Source organism: Streptomyces sp. NPDC001549, from assembly GCF_042894025.1.
Lineage (GTDB): Bacteria > Actinomycetota > Actinomycetes > Streptomycetales > Streptomycetaceae > Streptomyces > Streptomyces kutzneri.
The window spans coordinates 1-14875 of sequence record NZ_JBIAVJ010000059.1; the positions used below are offsets into that span (position 1 = coordinate 1).

General features: G+C 68.5%; 13 protein-coding genes and 2 pseudogenes. 10 read left to right on the top strand and 5 right to left on the bottom strand.

Annotated elements, in window-relative coordinates; translation table 11 throughout:
* The first annotated feature begins 163 nt into the window (after positions 1-163).
* Positions 164-670 (top strand): DinB family protein, encoded by a 507-nt coding sequence (locus ACFY04_RS42895; RefSeq protein ID WP_389126445.1) that lies wholly within the window; start codon positions 164-166, stop codon positions 668-670.
* Positions 671-682: 12 nt separating this feature from the next.
* On the opposite strand, the pseudogene ACFY04_RS42900 reads toward ACFY04_RS42895, so the two are convergent.
* Positions 683-1564 (bottom strand): annotated as a pseudogene (locus tag ACFY04_RS42900) (IS5 family transposase).
* Positions 1565-1596: 32 nt separating this feature from the next.
* Between ACFY04_RS42900 and ACFY04_RS42905 the strand changes: the two are divergent.
* The 3 genes and pseudogenes from ACFY04_RS42905 to ACFY04_RS42915 all read left to right on the top strand — a co-directional run.
* Positions 1597-2051 (top strand): annotated as a pseudogene (locus ACFY04_RS42905) (ABATE domain-containing protein); the annotation flags it as partial.
* A gap of 1154 nt (positions 2052-3205) precedes the next feature.
* Entirely contained in the window at positions 3206-3406 is a 201-nt protein-coding gene (locus ACFY04_RS42910; RefSeq protein WP_389126446.1) for a hypothetical protein, read from the top strand.
* A gap of 408 nt (positions 3407-3814) precedes the next feature.
* On the top strand, positions 3815-4648 hold the full coding sequence (locus ACFY04_RS42915) for a PIG-L family deacetylase (protein ID WP_389126463.1): 834 nt from the start codon (positions 3815-3817) through the stop codon (positions 4646-4648).
* A gap of 260 nt (positions 4649-4908) precedes the next feature.
* Here the strand turns inward: ACFY04_RS42915 and ACFY04_RS42920 are convergent, their stop codons facing one another.
* Both ACFY04_RS42920 and ACFY04_RS42925 read right to left on the bottom strand, forming a co-directional pair.
* Complete coding sequence (locus ACFY04_RS42920; RefSeq protein WP_389126447.1) at positions 4909-5103, bottom strand: hypothetical protein; 195 nt, start codon at positions 5101-5103, stop codon at positions 4909-4911.
* Positions 5104-5714: 611 nt separating this feature from the next.
* A complete protein-coding gene (locus ACFY04_RS42925; protein ID WP_389126449.1) occupies positions 5715-8048 on the bottom strand; it encodes an Orn/Lys/Arg decarboxylase N-terminal domain-containing protein in 2334 nt (777 codons plus the stop codon).
* 1080 nt (positions 8049-9128) lie between these two features.
* On the opposite strand from ACFY04_RS42925, the gene ACFY04_RS42930 reads away from it, so the two are divergent.
* The 3 genes from ACFY04_RS42930 to ACFY04_RS42940 all read left to right on the top strand — a co-directional run bounded on the left by ACFY04_RS42930 (position 9129) and on the right by ACFY04_RS42940 (position 11132).
* Positions 9129-9503, top strand: coding sequence for a hypothetical protein (locus ACFY04_RS42930; protein ID WP_389126451.1), 375 nt, complete (start codon positions 9129-9131; stop codon positions 9501-9503).
* Positions 9503-9955, top strand: a complete 453-nt coding sequence (locus tag ACFY04_RS42935; RefSeq protein ID WP_389126453.1) for a hypothetical protein — start codon at positions 9503-9505, stop codon at positions 9953-9955. Before ACFY04_RS42930 ends, ACFY04_RS42935 begins: the two co-directional genes overlap by 1 nt.
* A 169-nt stretch (positions 9956-10124) precedes the next feature.
* Positions 10125-11132, top strand: coding sequence for a hypothetical protein (locus tag ACFY04_RS42940; RefSeq protein ID WP_389126455.1), 1008 nt, complete (start codon positions 10125-10127; stop codon positions 11130-11132).
* Positions 11133-11292: 160 nt separating this feature from the next.
* On the opposite strand, the gene ACFY04_RS42945 is transcribed toward ACFY04_RS42940, so the two are convergent.
* Positions 11293-11562: a hypothetical protein gene (locus ACFY04_RS42945; protein ID WP_389126457.1), complete on the bottom strand. Its 270-nt coding sequence runs from the start codon at positions 11560-11562 to the stop codon at positions 11293-11295.
* A 113-nt stretch (positions 11563-11675) separates the two neighbouring features.
* On the opposite strand from ACFY04_RS42945, the gene ACFY04_RS42950 reads away from it, so the two are divergent.
* Complete coding sequence (locus tag ACFY04_RS42950) at positions 11676-11960, top strand: transposase (RefSeq protein ID WP_389126465.1); 285 nt, start codon at positions 11676-11678, stop codon at positions 11958-11960.
* A gap of 116 nt (positions 11961-12076) precedes the next feature.
* Positions 12077-12391, top strand: coding sequence for a hypothetical protein (locus ACFY04_RS42955; protein WP_389126459.1), 315 nt, complete (start codon positions 12077-12079; stop codon positions 12389-12391).
* A gap of 616 nt (positions 12392-13007) precedes the next feature.
* Here ACFY04_RS42955 and ACFY04_RS42960 read toward each other — a convergent pair.
* A complete protein-coding gene (locus ACFY04_RS42960) occupies positions 13008-13661 on the bottom strand; it encodes a TetR/AcrR family transcriptional regulator (RefSeq protein WP_389126460.1) in 654 nt (217 codons plus the stop codon).
* Between the two features lie 134 nt (positions 13662-13795).
* On the opposite strand from ACFY04_RS42960, the gene ACFY04_RS42965 reads away from it, so the two are divergent.
* Entirely contained in the window at positions 13796-14767 is a 972-nt protein-coding gene (locus tag ACFY04_RS42965) for an oxidoreductase (protein WP_389126461.1), read from the top strand.
* Positions 14768-14875: the final 108 nt, after the last annotated feature.

The following is a 14875-nucleotide window of genomic DNA, read 5'->3' on the forward strand; positions in this document are numbered from 1 at the left end:
CAAGTCCCTCGCCGACTACCTCACCAAGATCACCCCATCCGAACCGGGCAACCAGGCGCAGACTTAACCCTGAGATTTCTGGCGCAGAACACTAGGTGGAACAGGTTGGGCCCGTCGAAAAATACTTCGACATCGGGCGCGGTGATCGGGGACGCTTCGCGCGATGACAAGAATCGACGACACACCGCCCGCGTGGGACGAGCGCACCCAGCTCACCACGTTTCTCGACTACACACGTGACACCGCCCGCGCCAAGTGCGATGGCGTCTCCGCGGAGAACGCCCGCAAGGCGCTGCTGCCGGGCTCGCCGCTGATGACCATGAGCGGATTGATCAACCATCTCCGCTGGGTCGAGTACTACTGGTTCCAGGTGGTCTTCCTCGGCGAGGAAGACCGGGGCCCCTGGACCGATGAGGACCCCGACCGCGAGATGCGTATCGCCGTTGACTTCCCGCTCACGCAGTTGCTCGACGAATACGCCGAACAGAGCGCCCGTTACCGCGAACTGGTCGCCGGGAACAGCCTGGACATCCAGGCCAAGGGAGCCGTCCGCGACGGTCTCCGTGTCGACCTGCGCTGGATCATCCTTCACCTCACCGAGGAGACGGCCCGCCACAACGGCCACCTGGACATCCTGCGCGAGATGCTCGACGGCCAGACCGGCGACTAGATCCGGCGGAGATCACGGGCGGAGCCAGAGCCGGATCGAGGCGACGGTGACGGTGCCGTGGAAGATGCAGCCGTGCTTGTCGAACCTCGTGCCCACGGCCCGGGAGTTCTTCAACTCGTTGATGGTTCGCTCGACTTCGTTCCTTCGTTTGCAGATCGTCTTGTCGAAGCCTGAGGGTCGGCCGCCCTTGCTGCCCCTTCGTTGGCGGTTGGCCCGCTGGTTCTTCGGTTCGGGGATGGTGTGCTTGATCTGGCGTCGTCGCAGGTAGCGGCGGTTGCGGCGGGAGGAGTACGCCTTGTCGCCGCCGAGATGGTAGGGCAGGGTGCGTGGTTGCCCGCCGCCGAGGCGGGCGACATGGATGCGGTCCATGACCGGGATGAGCTGCGGAGCGTCGCCCCCACTGCCCCGGAGTGATCAGCAGGGCCAGGGGGCGTCGTCCGCCCTCACCGGCGAGGTGGATCTTGCAGGTCAGGCCGCCCCGGGAGCGTCCGAGTCCCTCGTCTGGGCGGTGCTGCCGGGGCGTGCGCATTTTCCCGGCACTCGTGGCGGTTTCCTACGAGCGCCGGCAGCGTGCTGATGGGCCCGGCAGGAGGTCGAGTCGACGCTCACCATCGACCAGTCGATCCGGCCTTCCGCGTCGGCGTCGGCCAGGACGGCCGCGAAGTTCCTGTCCCAGGTACCGTCCGCCGACCAGCGTCTGTGCCGTTCGCACACCGTCTTCCATGGACCGAAACGCGCAGGTAGATCCCGCCATGGCACCCCCGTGCGCAGTCGGTACAGGATTCCGTTGATGACCCTGCGGTGGCCGGCCCACCGGCCGCCGCGCTGCCCGGACTCCGGCAGATGCGGCTTCAGCCGGGCCCACTTCTCATGCGTTAGATCTCCCCGCCCCATGCTCATGCCAACGACCCGAAGCCACGACGGTTGAAAACCTCAGGCTCGGGATCATCGAGCTTCGGCAGGCAGTCCGGGCCCTGTTCGCCCGAGTGGTCAGTCCCGCTCCCCCCGGCCCGGCGGACGCCCATCGCCTGATGACTGCCGACCAGGCAATGGTCCACCTCAACACGGCTGCCGCGCGGGAACTGGTCGCCCCGCAGATCGACCGGCCCGTCGAAGGAGTCCCTGCCGTCCGACTGCTGTCAGCGGAAGACGATCCGTACGTTCGGCTTGTCGCGGTCCTGGCCCGAGCCGCGATCGACTTTCTCAGCGGCCCGCAGTGCACGCGGTTGCGATCCTGCACCGCGCCCGGTGCGTGCGCTACTTCGTCAAGAGCCACGGGCGGCAGGAGCGGTGCAAGCCGTCATGCGGAAACCGCGCCCGGGCAGCTCGCGACTACAGGCGTCAGCGCACAGCAGCTGATGGCGGTTCTGCCCCGTCCTGATCGCTCCGGGGAAACCCCCAGGTCCGGGCCGACGCGCTCCCTCCGTGCGAAGGGCGCAGAGCGCAATGCTCAAGGTGAACTTCACCCGGGGTCACAGCAACCCGGCAGCTCCGGCGCGGGCCGCCATCGAACCGGAGGGCGGCAGTTCTCCTTCAGGGTCTGCCCGGGTGCCGGCCTTCGGACACTCCTGGGAGGTTGTCACCGGCATGCTGAAGCGACATGCGTTCGCTGACCGGATCCGGGCAGACCAGCCAGCGCGGAGCGCTATCGTGCATCGCTTGTAGGCGTACGCAAGTCTGCGACGAGCTGGTGCGCGTACTCATCCTCAGGTCCCAGGTCCTGAACCGCTCGACAGGCTTCCTGGGGCCGACCTGTCCCGTACAGCCACCTCACAAGGTGATACAGGGCCCCGCCGTCGCCATCACTGGCACGGTTGCGCAGCTCCGTCTCCATTCCACGCTCGTGAAGCGATCTGTTGAGTCTCCGACATGCGTGGACGTCTGTGACCGCAAGTTCGGTGAGTTGATCGAACCGCTCCGCACGGACGAGCAAATCCATGTGCCACAGGTGATTGCTGTGCGCGTGGAAATCGGCGGAGAAGCACTCGGCACGAGCGCTCACCAGTGAGATGGCTGTATCCCAATCACCGGTCTGTTCTGCGGCCTGTGCCTGCTCGTGCCACTCCACAGGTCGAGTATCGCGCAACGCTTCCCACAACAACACTGAAAAACAGTCGCCGGAGAGCATCCGTCCGGACGGTTCCGAAGTGAGGCGGCGGGTGACGGGAGCTGGAGCAGCTGTGGTGTAGTGCTCGGCCAGGACACGGAGGGGAGGGAGGCGGCCGATCGCCTCGATCGCCTCGAACGCGCTCGTGCGCCCTACCACCGGGCGCGGCAGGGCGAGGAGCACGGTGACAGAGCCCGGCGGGGGCGGGCTGAGTACGGGCGCACGTGCCGGTGAGTAGCCGGACGGATGTGCCAAGCCTGAACTCTTTGTTGGATCAGGGCATGAACACAGCTTCCCCCTCCGAGACTTTCCCGGCCCAGGCAATAGCCTCGGGAAGGGACCGCTCCCGCTTCTGGGCCGGCCTGGCGGCCGCGCTCTTCCCTGCGGCGTGCTTGGCGGCAGGCATTCTGCTTCTGTCATCGGTGCAGGTGTCGGGCTGCATAACGTACGGGCGGCAGTGCACCACGGGGCTGCCCGGGTGGCTGTTCGTCTGGAGCGCCGGCATTGGCGCCGTATCGTTCGTCGTCGCCCTGGCCGCACCCGCCCTCCCGGTACGGCAGGCAGCGCTCACCACCCAGCTCCTCGCAGAATGCACGGCACTGCTGGTGATCGTCAGCTACTACGCGTGATGCGCCGGCCGCAGCTGCGAGGGGCGTAGAAGTCATTCCGTCCTGGGCCTGGAGGGCCTGGTCAGCAATCCTGTGCGGGCCGATGGACGGGGTTACTCACTCCGACCGGGGTGGTGTCGGCTGATCGCGGTGGCGAGCAGGCCGCCTCGCACAAAGGGCCGGCCAGGCATGCCAGGCATGCCAGGCGGGCCAGGCGGGCCAGGCGGAGGCTGTCCGGAAAACCGAGCGGCCGTGCCGGGAACAGCCGGTCCGGTCGGCGCGGTTGCACCGACCGGGGGACCGGCGCCGCACGGGCGGGGAAAACGGAGACCACAGGGTCGTCCGCCCTACCAGAATCCGGACCCCCAGGATCGCGGTACGCCCGCCGCGCACTCGGACCAAGAAGTTTTTCTGCAGGAGGATTGTTTCGTGACTGACCGGCCCTTGACGCTCATGGCAGTGCACGCCCATCCCGACGACGAGGCCACCGGAACCGGAGGTGTCCTCGCGCGGTACGCGGCGGAAGGCATCCGCACGGTTCTCGTGACGTGTACCGACGGCCGTTGCGGTGACGGACCGGGGGGTGTCAAGCCGGGCGATCCCGGGCACGATCCGGCAACCGTCGCGTTGATGCGCCGTCAAGAACTCGAGGCGAGCTGTGACGTCCTGAAAGTCAGCGATCTGGAAACGCTGGACTATGCCGACTCCGGGATGATGGGCTGGCCGAGCAATGACGCCCCCGGATCCTTCTGGCAGACCCCTGTGGCGGAAGGCGCCGCCCGACTTGCGGAACTCATGCGGCACTACCGGCCCGATGTGGTCGTCACCTATGACGAGAACGGCTTCTACGGCCACCCCGACCACATCCAGGCCCACCGCATCACGATGGCGGCGCTGGAGATGACCGCGCTGACACCGAAGGTGTACTGGACGGCGATGCCCCGCTCGGGGATGCAGCGGTTCGGGGAGATCATGCGCGAGTTTCACGAGGACATGCCGGAGCCGGATCCCGCCGAGGCCGCAGCGATGGCCGAGATCGGCCTCCCCGACGATGAGATCACCACGTGGGTGGACACCACCGTGTTCAGCGGTCAGAAGTTCGAGGCGCTGGCCGCGCACGCCAGTCAGGGCGAGAACATCTTCTTCCTGAAGATGGGCAAGGAGAGGTTCGGCGAGTTGATGGGCATGGAGACCTTCGTACGTGTCAAGGACGTCACCGGCGCGGCCGTACCCGAGAACGACCTCTTCGCCGGACTGCGCTGATCCGCCCGTCCGACCGGCGTCGGGAAAGCCCATCGGCCGCACGGCCCGATCGAGCGGGCCGCAGGGAGCCCTCGGCCGTCGGCGGCTCCCTGCGGTAGCGGTTGGCGGCCATCACTCCCGCGCTCGCCGGGCACGTGGCAGCCGTCGGCTCGACCGCAGTCCGGCGACTGTCGCCGCGCACCGAGAGGCAGCGCCGGCCCGGCGGGCGCACACGGGCATGGCGGATGCGCTGGAGCGGCAGACCTGGGAGATGGGCGAGCTCAGCCGGCGCGCGTTTTCCAGACCCGGATGCTGTCCCGCAGGCCGCGCCGTCGCCGATCGGCCTGCTCGACCCTGAATCCGGCCCCGTGTGCCCGTTGTGACTCCCGTGGCGCGGGCATGACCCACACGGTCCACCACAAGCCGAGGAACTCGGGCGCCGCCGCCGCCCAGGCCAGTGCGAGCGCGGTGTTCATGTGACCCCCGGCAGGGGCCGCCGACGGGACTGTCGGACGACGTCAGAACGGGCTCTGGCACAGATCTTGGGAAGCGGTCGCGGAGCGTGATTCCGCGTTCGCTGGGTCGCCCGGCCGAACAACCTTGCCGCACCCAGATCACCACCCGCGCGCAGGAAGGCGTCAGGGCGGGGAGGAACCGGAGAGGGTGTGGAAGGCGAGCTGACCGTCTTGGCGTGGAAGGCCCCTCCGCCCAGGCTGCGGCCCGGGGCTTGGATCGATCGGGCCCGGGTGTACTGGGCCCCGAAGCTCGCCACGGCACGCACCCACACTGAAGTTGCGGTCCTGCGGTTCGGTACCCGTCTGTCCGGTGGCAAGGCCCCGGCGACTGAGAAGCCCGGGGCCGAGCAGTCCCGGCATCGCCCCGTCTAGGTGGTAGGGCGGGCCCCCGTTCCCGGTGCCCCGGTGGCGAGCGCCGCCGGGGCACCGGCACGCCCGGAAGGGGGGACCAAGGCCGGACGTGTGTTCAGGCCCGGATCTCGTTGATGGCTTTGACAGTGGCTGGTGACTCCGCCAGCTGGCGGAGAGCGCTACTCGAACTGCCCTGGCCAGAAGACGACGCGACGTGAGGCTCACGTCATCTGGATGCCCAGGCGTACGCATTCGATGAGGTAGTCCCCGGTGTCGGCATCGATGGTGACACCGTGGGCCTCGCTGTGGAACCCGGGGAAGGCCCGGTCAAACGCCTCCAGCGCGCACAGGTAGCGCAGGACCGGGCCGTTGAGCGCGCCGAGCGCTTCTCCGGGCATCAGGACGGGGATCCCCGGGGGAGTCACGGTCACCATGGCCGCGGCCACCCTGCCGGCGGCCTGGGCGAGGGGGAGCCGTTCCGTGCCGCCCCGGATCAGCTGCCGGTAGCACGCCTGGGGCGGGACGACGGGTTCCGGCAGCTGCTGGAAGGCGGTGTCCAGGGCGTCGATCAGTTCCGCCCGGGTGAGGTGTTCGTGCATGTCCTGGCAAAGACCGCGCAGGGTCGTGCCGCTGTAGCGCTGCGGGTAGCGCTCGACGAGATCCGGCAGTACTTGGCGCAGCGGGGTGTCGGCGTCATGGAGGGCCTTGAAGTCCATGAGTGCGTCCATCAGGGTGCCCCACTTGCCCTTGGTGATGCCCATGGAGAACAGGACGAGGGTGGTGTAGGTGTCGGTCTTCTCCACGACGATGCCGCGGCCGGCCAGGTACGCGGTGAGGATGCGGGCGGGGATGCCCCAGGAGTCCGCCTCACCGCGCGCATTGACGCCGGGGCAGGTCAGCGTCACCTTGATGGGGTCCAGCAGGCACTGGCCCTCACTGAGTCCCTCGAAGCCGTGCCAGTCCGCCTCTGGGACGAGCTCCCAGCAGCGGGGATCGGAGGCCAGGAGTGCCGGGGAGGCGTCTGCGAAGGCCACGGTGGCCCCGTCGGCCGGGTCGGTGACGGTGTCGGGCTGCCAGACGCCGAAGAACCACGGCAGCCGGTCCCCGGCCTCCGCGATCCGGCGCCCGGTACGGACGAGGGCCTGCCGGAACCGCACGGCCTCGGTCACCGCCTCGTTCACCAGCCACTCGCCCTGCGGCCCGTCCATCATCGCCGCGGCCACGTCCAGCGAGGCGATCACCGGGTACAGCGCCGAGGTGGTGCCGTGCATCATGAACGTCTCGTTGAACCGATGGTGCTCGACCGGCGCTCGGGGTGAGGACTTCACGTGGACCATGGCGCTCTGCGACAGGGCGGCCAGCAGCTTGTGCGTCGACTGGGTCGCGAAGACCGTGGGACGCTCGTCACCCTCGAAGGTGTCCGGCCCCACGGCCATGCCGTACCGGCCGGTGTACAGGGGATGGAAGCGCGCGTAGGCGAACCAGGCCTCGTCGAAGTGCAGCCGTGGAGTACTGGGCGCCAGTGTGCGCGCCGTCTCCACGGTGTCGTAGCAAAGGCCGTCGTATGTCGAGTTCGTGATCACCGCGTACTGGGCCTGGGGCGATACCGCGCCAGGCGTCAGCGGGTGGGCGGCGATCCGGGCGGCGACCGCGGCAGGCGCCGTCTCGCGCGCCGGGAGCGGTCCGGCCAGCCCGTATCCGTTGCGGGTCGGGACGAGGTAGACCGGGCGCGCACCCGAGATCACCAGCCCGTGCAGCACCGACTTGTGGCAGTTGCGGTCAACCAGGGCGATCTCGTCGGCGGTGACGCAGTAGTGGCCGACCATACGGTCCCCGGTGGAGTCGCCGTGGAGCACGAAGTACGTACGGTCGGCGCCGAAGATCCGGGCGGCGTTGCGCTCCGCTTCCCCGATGGGGCCGCTGTGCTCGAAGAGGGAACCCAGTTGCTCCACCGAGATCGACAGGTCGGTGCGGAAGAGCCGCTCACCGTAGTAGTCGAAGAAGGCCCGGCCGACGGGCGACTTCAAGAAGGCCACGCCGCCCGAGTGCGCCGGGGTGTGCCAGGAGTACTCGTGGGCGTCGTCGAACCGTCGCAGCGCTTTGAAGAACGGCGGCAGGACGGAGTCGCCGTACTCCCGGGCGGCGTTGAAGACCCGGCCCGCGATGAAGGACGGCGTGTCCTCCAGAGGCCAGATGTATCCGACGGCGGTCTCCGCCACCCACAGGGGGAGGCGGTCCAGGCCGTGGTCCGATTCCTCGCTCATGACGACGAAGACGGGCAGGGCCGTGAACCGGCGGGTGATCTGGCGCAAGACGGCCGCTCCCCGGCCGTCGCTGTCCTCGCCGGTCTCGGACGGCAGGTCCCAGGCGACGACCGCGGCCGACAGGCCCGCCTCCGTACGCAGGGCGGCGCAGGCCGCCTCGACGGTCCGCGCCCACCGCACCTCCAGGCCGCGATTCTCCAACTCCTTGCCGATCCTTCGCAGTTGGTCACCGCCGACACCCCGGCCCAAGGGGTCCTCGCGCAAAGCCAGCAGGACACTACCGTTCGCCATGACACTCTCCACGTGCGTCAACCCATCCCGACCTGCCAAGCATCGAGTTCAAACACCACGGACCGGGTCGAATTCCGGCGACCCTCACCCGTTCGGCGGGGGCGCACGACAGGGCACCCCTGCATTCCGCAGACCTAGGCCGTCTCTTTCGGATCTTGTCGGCCGAGCCCGCGGCGTCCGGTGCCGTGTCCGGCAAGGCGGAGGGGCGCCCTTGTACTGGACGTACTCGGGCGCCCCGCCAACGCGGCCGGGTGCGGTGCCGGACGTCGCGGGCCCGGCAAGATCCGAAAGAGACGGCCTAGCCGCGCGCCTGGAGCGCGAGGTGAAGAAGCATTGGCAGCCGCAGACCACCACCGGCCGCCCCGCTGGTATCGCATTGGGATGACCATCAACGACGCGATCCACGCCGCCGTGCTCCTGATCCCCAAATCGCCGTGACCGGCCGTCATACCTCACCAGCCCGTCCAGATGAAGCCGTGCACTCAAGGAACTGGAGTGGTGATTCGAGGCCAGGGCCCACTTTCCCGTGATCCCCGGCGTCGGCAGATTCAGTTCCGGTGGACGGGCGCTGCTCACCCGGATTTCACCGTGTCCGTGGACAACGGTGTGCCGTGATGCCTATTGGACGGCTTCATCCGGAGTCAATCGCGGGCGGTAACCGTGGAAGCTCCGCTTCCCTCTAACGAGGTGGCGGCGTGGGGCGGCCGAGGGCCGTCGACGGTCATCACTTGTGGACAGTTCGGTCAGTTGTGGCTGGAGTTTAGTGGTCAACCTCAAATCCCCCTCAACAGGTTCGGCGTGTAAGGATCTGAACTTCCGCCGGAAGGGCGCCTTGATTCGTTCGGAATCCTGGGCGTTGCTATCTCATTCCTGTGGATGAGTGACGGATTGACCCATTCTTCCGTCATTGTCTGCATCAATCTGGGTCGGTAGAGAACCTGCCCACTGCTATAGCCGCCAGGAGCACAATCCCTTCCGCACTTCGGGGGCCCGGCCCCGCAGACCTGCTCGGCGGGGCCGCCACGGCGCCGCCTCTCAGCACGCCGATCCCTACAGCCCGTCAACCATCCGAAGGACATCATGAGAATTGCAGCCAAGGCCACCACGGCAGGAGTGCTGGCCGCATTCGTATTCGCCGGACTGATCACCCCGCAGGCCGCCTCGGCTGAATCCCCGCCCTCGACCGGAGTCGGCACCTTATCCGCGCTGGAGACCGGGGGCGGCACCTTATCCGCGCAGGAGGTCGGGGCGGCCAAGGCCGCCAACGACGACCGGAACGACAAGTCCAAGGACGGCTGGGGCGGCAGGAACGCCACCGCCGCCGAAGTCAAGGCTAAGGACGCGTACATGGCGGCCCACAGACCGAAGGCCTTGACTTCCGCGACCAGCAAGATGCTCGCGAACACCCACCAGGGCCAGTGGTACAACAACTACTGCGGGCCGCCACACTGGTGATGGCCTTGGGCATGCGCGGTATCTGGAACCACGACCAGGGGACCTTCGCCCGCTGGGTCGGCATCACGCCGAATAACGGCGGTACCGGTGTGGACCAGATGGACAAACAGCTGAACGACGAAGCGGGCGGGTTCCACTATCTCAGGGTCAACCTGCCCTACACCGCCAACAGCGAACAAGTCGCCGCGTTCAAGAACCACCTCATAGGCGACATCAACGCCGGCGCCTCCACGGTCGGCAACTCGATGGAGGTCTACAACGGCCCGCACCTCGTCGGCCACCCCAACAACAGCACGACGATCTACCACTGGTTCCCGTTCCAGGGCTACGACGGGGACTGGGCGGCCTACCTGGACTCGGCAACCACCGTGTGGTCCAGCGTGCCTGCACGGAGCGGAATGCCCAACAGCACCCTCGTGACGATCATGGGCGGCCGTGGCTACCACTGGTAGGAGACTGCTGATCGCAGCGGTAGGCGTGGCGCTGGCGGGCACCTTCGGGTGCTCGCCGGCGCCACGCACTTCCGAGGCGACAGCAGGGTCTCCTACCCCGAGCAGCGGAGCACCCTCCCAGCCGTCCGTTTCCCTGCCCCCGGCCGATTCCGGCAAGCCGTTCTGCAAGGTGGACACCCCAGCCGCCTGGAAGCAGGCCCAGACCGCCGGCATGCTCCAGGCGGCGCAGGGCGAGTCCTTGGACCCGATGGCCGTGGCGCCCGACGGTTCCTCGGTGATCGCCGCCAGTCGGCGCGATGGCCGTGTGACCTTGGTCTGGTTGCGTGACCAGGGTCGCGAGCGCACCACGATCTACACCGCCGCCAACTCCGGCCAGGGTGGCCTCGGCCTGGCTGACTTCGACGGCCGTTGGCTGGTCTTCAACACCCTTGCCTCGAACGATGTCGGCTCCAAGTGGGAGCTGTTCGCCTGGGACTCCCAGGCCGGCGGAGCCCCCAAGAGCATCGCCAAGACCCAAGTCGGCGCCGACGGGAAACCGGTGCCCGGGCCGTTCATGTACCCGTGGGTCAACAACGGCAAGGCGACCTGGGTCCAGGGAGTCAGCGACGGGACCAAGGACCAGAAACTCACCGACGTCCAGCGGCAGGTCCATCTCTACGATCTCGCCTCGGCGACCGACAAGATCGTGCACACCTGGCGCATGGCGCCCTCGTTCTTCGCCGGAGACACACTGGTCTGGCCAGAGGCCTTCGCCATCGACACCCCCACGAAGCTCACCGCGGTCACCGCGCAGGGCACGCCGGGCAGCCTCCCCGCGGCGCTTGCAGCCGCCGACGGCTCACCGGCCTCGGCGAGCGACGGAACGACCTGGGCGTGGACCGGGGTGGGCAACAAGAATCTGTACGCCTGGAGGGCCGGATGGCTGGCGCCGGTCATGGTGGTCGAGGGGGCGCCCATCGACTGGGTCCATGTCGCCGGAGATGTGATCACCTGGACCGACTCCACCGCGACTTGGGCCGCCGACCTGCGCGGACGCGCCTACACACAGATAACACCGCAGTACGGCGGAACCAACAGCCACGGGATCGCCGTCGTCGTCTCCTATCCGGGACCAGACAAACGATCAGTCAGCTACGTGTTCACCAGTGCAGGCCTCGCCCCGCTTTCCTGCCCGTAATGAGGGCATCTGCCTCATAGGTACGTCCCAGCATCGGGCCTCCGAGGAACCGCAACCCGAACCAGGACTGTGGCACTGATCCCGCAGTCCTGGCTCGACTCCCCCGCAGTCGGCCGTGTTCTCGTATGACTGTCGCCACCCGACATGTAGCACTGAGTAACTACACGGGGCTGAGGTCGCGCTGTTGGAGGGCGGCGAAGTCGGCGTGTGCCGTTTTGATGGCCTCCGGGTATGCCTCCGGCTTGGGGAAGCGCCCCATCCGCTGATACGACTTCAGCGCCGGCAGCATCGCGAGCTGATGCTCATCGGAATCCATCCGCTCCGCTGCCCACGCCTCCTCCCGAGTCGGCGAGAAGAGCAGATGCAGCTCATGCGCGGTGATCAGCCGCTTAAACCGCTGCGGATATGCGGTCCGTTCGATCGAGGTCACGATCCACCCTGGTGCAGACGACGGGCAACATCACCACGGGGCCTTGACCCCGAATTTTGGACACCGGAGACACTTGGATCTTGATGGTCCAGGAGAACGGAGTCCCCGTGGGGATGAAGCATTACCCCGCCGAGTTCAAGGCGGACGCGGTCGCGTTGTACCGGTCGAGGCCGGGAGCGACGATCAAGTCGGTCGCCGGCGATCTCGGGGTGAACACCGAGACGTTGCGGAACTGGATCCGAGCCGCCGGCGAGCGCCGGCCCGGCGCCTACTCGACGCAGCGGGCCGCCGCGCAGGCCAGTGGTGACGACACAACACCCGCCGCCGGCACTCCCGCCTCGGCCAGCGATCTCCGATCGCCTACGAGAACGCCCTCCAACCAGCAGCAACTATCCTGACCCAAGCCGCATAGACGTGTTCAAAATCCGGGGTCAAGGCCCACCGCCATGTCCCCCTCGGCCCCGACCAGGCCGCCCGCCGGCTCGGCGTCCGCAGGGTCGACTTCGACGCCGCCGTGCGGCTCGGGTTCGTCTCCCCGATCGGCTCGGTGGAGGTGGACTACAAGTCCCACGGCGGCGTCACCACCGTCCCGCTCTACTCGGCCGAGGACATCGCACTGCTCCCGGTCGTCCGGCCGTCCGTCGACTGGCGGGCGGTGGTCACGGCCCGGGCGGGCTGCCGCTCACCGCTCGCCGCCCTGTCCCCGGTGCTCCCGGGGGAGGACACGGTGCTGCTGGCCGAGGTGGGGCGGATCGCGGGGGTGGGCCGGGTCTGGTCCACCCGGACAAGGACGGCAACTTCGAGGCGACGTTCACGCCGTGCGGGGTGACCACCCACGGCTCTACTGAGACCGATCACGTCTGCACGCAGAAGGACGTCGACGAGAGCACCTGTCCGATCAATTCCGTGGGGATGTGGAGCAGCGCAGCCGGCGGTGGGTGGCCAGCAAGGTGCTGGTCACGGCACTGGACGAGAAGGCGGCCGCGGACGCCCCGGAGGTCTCCTGGCCGCTGAAGGTCACCGGCAAGAAGTAGCTGCCGTCGGGGCGGTGATACGAACCCGGCGGACACGGCCCTGGGCCTCTCGCACTCTTCGGGTGCGAGGGGCCCTTTTTGTGTGCCCGCAGCCGGCCCAGGGCTCACCTGCCGGGGTGAATCCGGCCCTCATGTACGCGTACGCGGCCCGGGGGAGGAGTGCGTGTGCAGGCGCACGACTGCGGCGGCATCATCACGGCGTCCCGGTGCCCGAACACGGGAGCTCTGCGCCCGTCATGGCATGGCACCCCGGAGGCGGCATCCGCCGCACGGACCTGGCCTGTCGGGCTGGATGAACGGTCCGATGTGGTGCTGGCCGCGACCACGGCGGAGGGCGCCCGTTGGCCTGTGTGACCACAGGCCCGGACGCCTTGTGGCTGCACTGCACGCGTGGGGCGAGCGCGCTGCCGTTCATTCCTGACCGGCGTCCGCTTCGGTTGCCTTGCCGGCTAGGGCAGGGCCCCGCGTCAGGGCGCCGGCGCGGGCGGCGGCGAGCGTGATCCGCGCGGCTTGGTCGGCGGTGCCCTCCTCGACCGGATCGGCACTGACCAGCAATCGGAAGTAGATCGGGGCGGCCAGCGTTTTGATCAGCTCGACCGGATCGGTGTCGGCTGGGAGCTCGCCCCGCTCGATGGCGCGCGCGACCACGGGCTCGGCCCGTCGGAACCGGTCGGCGAGGATTCGCCGCTTCGCCTCGGCGATCTCCGGCAGCCGGCCGGCGTCGGAGAACAGCGCGGTCTGCACCGCCCTGCCCACAGGGTTGGTCATGCTCTGCACGAGCGCCCGCGCGAGGGCTTGCAGGTCGGTCTCGACGGCGCCGGTGTCCGGAATGGGGATGTCGGTGGCGAAGTGCTCGGTGAGCGCGTCGACGACCAGGCTCGCGCGGTCCTTCCAGCGCCGGTAGAGCGTCGTCTTGTGCACCCCGGCCCGCTGGGCCACGCCCTCGATGGTCAGCTCGGCGTAGCCCCTGTCCGCCAACTCGGCGAGGGTGGCGGCGCGCACCGCTGCCTGTGCCTTGCGGCCGCGCCCGACCGGGCGGGCGGGTTCGGAGGAACCCAACTCCATTGCAACTCCCAGTTGCGTTAGTGGGTGGTCACGTGTCAGGCTCCAGCGTATCGCAACTGGAAGTTGCAATGGCTGGGGTTCGTGCCCAGCTACGCGCCGACGCCGGACGCCCTCGAACCAGGAGAAGGAAGGCCATGCCCAGCACTTCCCGTACGTGGACCCCCGACTCGATCCCCGACCAATCCGGCCGCCTGGCGCTGGTGACCGGAGCCAACAGCGGCATCGGCCAGGTCACAGCAGAGACGCTCGCCCGCCGGGGCGCCCATGTCGTGCTGGCCTGCCGCAGTCCCCAACGAGGCCAGGCCGCCCTGGACCGACTGCTCGCCCGGGCACCCGGCGCCCAGGCCGAGATGCGCCTCCTCGACCTGGCCGATCTTGCCTCCATACGCACCTTCGCCGACGGCTGGGACCATGACCGGCTCGATCTGCTGATCAACAATGCCGGAGTGGCGATGGTGCCCTTCGCCCGGACCGCCGACGGCTTCGAGTCGCAGTTCGGCATCAACCACCTGGGCACCTTCGCCCTGACCGGCCTGATGCTGCCCCATCTGCTCGCATCGCCCGATCCGCGGGTGGTCACCATCAGCAGCGAAGGCCAGCGATTCGCCCGCTTCGACCTGCACAACCTCAACGCCGAACGCCGCTACCGCGCGATGTTCACCTACCTGCAGTCCAAGCGCGCCAACCTCTACTTCGCCACCGAACTGCAACGCCGCGCCGACGCCGCCGGCCTGAAGCTGCGCAGCACGGCCGTTGCCCCCGGCCTCACCCGCACCAACGTTCTCACCGGCGGCGCCAACAGCAACCGCGGCCGACTCTACGGAGCGTTGACCCGGCTGCTGCTCCGCGCCGCCTTCCGCCCCACCCCCGAAGGCGCCAAGACCTCCCTGTACGCCGCGACCGTCCCGAACCTGCCGGGCGGAGCGTATGTCGTGCCCGACGGGCCTCTGCAGCTACGCGGCGAACCGGTCCTGCGCAACCGCGAGCGTGCCATCCGCGACACCGTCACCGCCCGCCGGCTGTGGGAGCTGTCCGAGGAGCTCACCGGCGTTCGCTGCCGGCCCCTCACGCCCGAGGACCAGGAGCGCGCCTTCACGCACGAGTAGCCGGAGCTCACCGGTGAACAGCCCCGAAGGGCGGGGCCCCACGACATCGACAGGAGGCCCTGCTATGGCCAGCCCTGCCCTGATCCACCCGATCGCGGCCGCCGTCGG

Bases quoted from the DNA above. Each gene is read 5' to 3' on its own strand.
- ACFY04_RS42895 (WP_389126445.1), top strand. From the start codon at position 164: ATGACAAGAATCGACGACACACCGCCCGCGTGGGACGAGCGCACCCAG.
- ACFY04_RS42920 (WP_389126447.1), bottom strand. From the start codon at position 5,103: ATGAACACCGCGCTCGCACTGGCCTGGGCGGCGGCGGCGCCCGAGTTC.
- ACFY04_RS42925 (WP_389126449.1), bottom strand. From the start codon at position 8,048: ATGGCGAACGGTAGTGTCCTGCTGGCTTTGCGCGAGGACCCCTTGGGC.
- ACFY04_RS42930 (WP_389126451.1), top strand. From the start codon at position 9,129: ATGAGAATTGCAGCCAAGGCCACCACGGCAGGAGTGCTGGCCGCATTC.
- ACFY04_RS42935 (WP_389126453.1), top strand. From the start codon at position 9,503: ATGGCCTTGGGCATGCGCGGTATCTGGAACCACGACCAGGGGACCTTC.
- ACFY04_RS42950 (WP_389126465.1), top strand. From the start codon at position 11,676: ATGAAGCATTACCCCGCCGAGTTCAAGGCGGACGCGGTCGCGTTGTAC.
- ACFY04_RS42960 (WP_389126460.1), bottom strand. From the start codon at position 13,661: ATGGAGTTGGGTTCCTCCGAACCCGCCCGCCCGGTCGGGCGCGGCCGC.
- ACFY04_RS42965 (WP_389126461.1), top strand. From the start codon at position 13,796: ATGCCCAGCACTTCCCGTACGTGGACCCCCGACTCGATCCCCGACCAA.